This is a genomic window from Mesorhizobium sp. B2-4-18, from assembly GCF_006441385.1.
In the GTDB taxonomy this organism is placed as follows: Bacteria; Pseudomonadota; Alphaproteobacteria; order Rhizobiales; family Rhizobiaceae; genus Mesorhizobium; species Mesorhizobium australicum.
In genome coordinates this window covers 157,501-160,000 of sequence record NZ_VFUW01000008.1, presented here as the reverse complement: position 1 = coordinate 160,000, position 2,500 = coordinate 157,501, and the positions used below count along the sequence as shown (strand labels likewise).

Sequence of the window (2,500 nt, the reverse complement as noted above, 5' to 3'; positions counted from 1 at the left end):
ATTGGGGGGACCACCCTCCAAGCCTAAGTACTCGTGCATGACCGATAGCGAACTAGTACCGTGAGGGAAAGGTGAAAAGCACCCCGACAAGGGGAGTGAAAGAGTACCTGAAACCGGTTGCCTACAAACAGTGGAAGCCCAAGGTTCGTCCTGGGTGACCACGTACCTTTTGTATAATGGGTCAGCGACTTAGTGTGACGAGCAAGCTTAAACCGCTAGGTGTAGGCGCAGCGAAAGCGAGTCTGAACAGGGCGTTCAGTTCGTCGCATTAGACCCGAAACCGAGTGATCTAGCCATGAGCAGGTTGAAGGTAAGGTAACACTTACTGGAGGACCGAACCCATAACTGTTGCAATAGTTCGGGATGACTTGTGGCTAGGGGTGAAAGGCCAATCAAACTCGGAAATAGCTGGTTCTCCGCGAAATCTATTTAGGTAGAGCGTCGACCGAATACCCCAGGGGGTAGAGCACTGGATGGGCTAGGGGTCCTCACCGGATTACCAAACCTAACCAAACTCCGAATACCTGGGAGTACTAGTCGGCAGACACACGGCGGGTGCTAACGTCCGTCGTGAAAAGGGAAACAACCCTGACCTACAGCTAAGGTCCCCAAGTTATGGCTAAGTGGGAAAGGATGTGAGGATCCCAAAACAACCAGGATGTTGGCTTAGAAGCAGCCATCATTTAAAGAAAGCGTAACAGCTCACTGGTCTAAATAAGGGTCTTTGCGCCGAAAATGTAACGGGGCTAAAGCCATACACCGAAGCTTAGGGTTTGGTCCGCAAGGGCCAAGCGGTAGCGGAGCGTTCTGTAAGCTGACGAAGCCATACCCGTGAGGGGTGGTGGAGGTATCAGAAGTGCGAATGCTGACATGAGTAACGTAAGGGGAGTGAGAGACTCCCCCGCCGAAAGACCAAGGGTTCCTGCTTAAAGCTAATCTGAGCAGGGTTAGCCGGCCCCTAAGACGAGGCGGAAACGCGTAGTCGATGGGAACCACGTTAATATTCGTGGGCTTGGAGGTAGTGACGGATCATTGAGGTAGTCCAATCTTATCGGATTGAACGGGCTGCTGCGTGGTTCCAGGAAATAGCTCCTCCTTATAAACCGTACCCGAAACCGACACTGGTGGTCTGGTAGAGTATACCAAGGCGCTTGAGAGAACTATGCTGAAGGAACTCGGCAAATTGCACGCGTAACTTCGGAAGAAGCGTGACCCTTTTCCACGCAAGTGGAGGAGGGTGGCACAGACCAGGGGGTAGCGACTGTTTATCAAAAACACAGGGCTCTGCGAAGTCGCAAGACGACGTATAGGGTCTGACGCCTGCCCGGTGCTGGAAGGTTAAGAGGAGGGGTGCAAGCTCTGAATCGAAGCCCCAGTAAACGGCGGCCGTAACTATAACGGTCCTAAGGTAGCGAAATTCCTTGTCGGGTAAGTTCCGACCTGCACGAATGGCGTAACGACTTCCCCGCTGTCTCCAGCATAGACTCAGTGAAATTGAATTCCCCGTGAAGATGCGGGGTTCCTGCGGTTAGACGGAAAGACCCCGTGCACCTTTACTATAGCTTTACATTGGCATTCGTAGTGGCATGTGTAGGATAGGTGGTAGGCTTTGAAACCTGGGCGCCAGCTCAGGTGGAGCCACCCTTGAAATACCACCCTTATCACTATGGATGTCTAACCGCGGCCCGTTATCCGGGTCCGGGACAATGTATGGTGGGTAGTTTGACTGGGGCGGTCGCCTCCTAAAGAGTAACGGAGGCGCGCGATGGTGGGCTCAGAACGGTCGGAAATCGTTCGCTGAGTGCAATGGCATAAGCCTGCCTGACTGCGAGACTGACAAGTCGAGCAGAGACGAAAGTCGGTCATAGTGATCCGGTGGTCCCGCGTGGAAGGGCCATCGCTCAACGGATAAAAGGTACGCCGGGGATAACAGGCTGATGACCCCCAAGAGTCCATATCGACGGGGTTGTTTGGCACCTCGATGTCGACTCATCGCATCCTGGGGCTGGAGCAGGTCCCAAGGGTATGGCTGTTCGCCATTTAAAGCGGTACGTGAGTTGGGTTCAGAACGTCGTGAGACAGTTCGGTCCCTATCTGCCGTGGGTGTAGGAATATTGAAAGGATCTGTCCCTAGTACGAGAGGACCGGGATGGACGGATCTCTGGTGGACCTGTTGTGGCGCCAGCCGCATAGCAGGGTAGCTATATCCGGACGGGATAACCGCTGAAGGCATCTAAGCGGGAAACCCACCTTAAAACGAGTATTCCCTGAGAACCGTGGAAGACGACCACGTTGATAGGCCGGGTGTGGAAGAGCGGCAACGCTTGAAGCTTACCGGTACTAATAGTTCGATCGGCTTGATCGTTCTCATTCCTAATACCCATTTGATGAAGTCAAATGGTCTGACCAGCGCTCACGCATGAGCGGCCCTTACGGGCCTATGCTTAAGCGAGGGCGCCGGACGACCGGCGACGCGCAGTCGCGCTTGCGGGCTTTGCCC

Annotated in this window: 1 rRNA gene (cut by a window edge); it reads left to right on the top strand. The window is 54.1% G+C overall.

The features are described 5' to 3' along the window. A 23S ribosomal RNA gene (locus FJ527_RS20130) occupies nt 1–2,365 on the top strand (it extends 467 nt beyond the left edge of the window). Nucleotides 2,366–2,500: the final 135 nt, after the last annotated feature.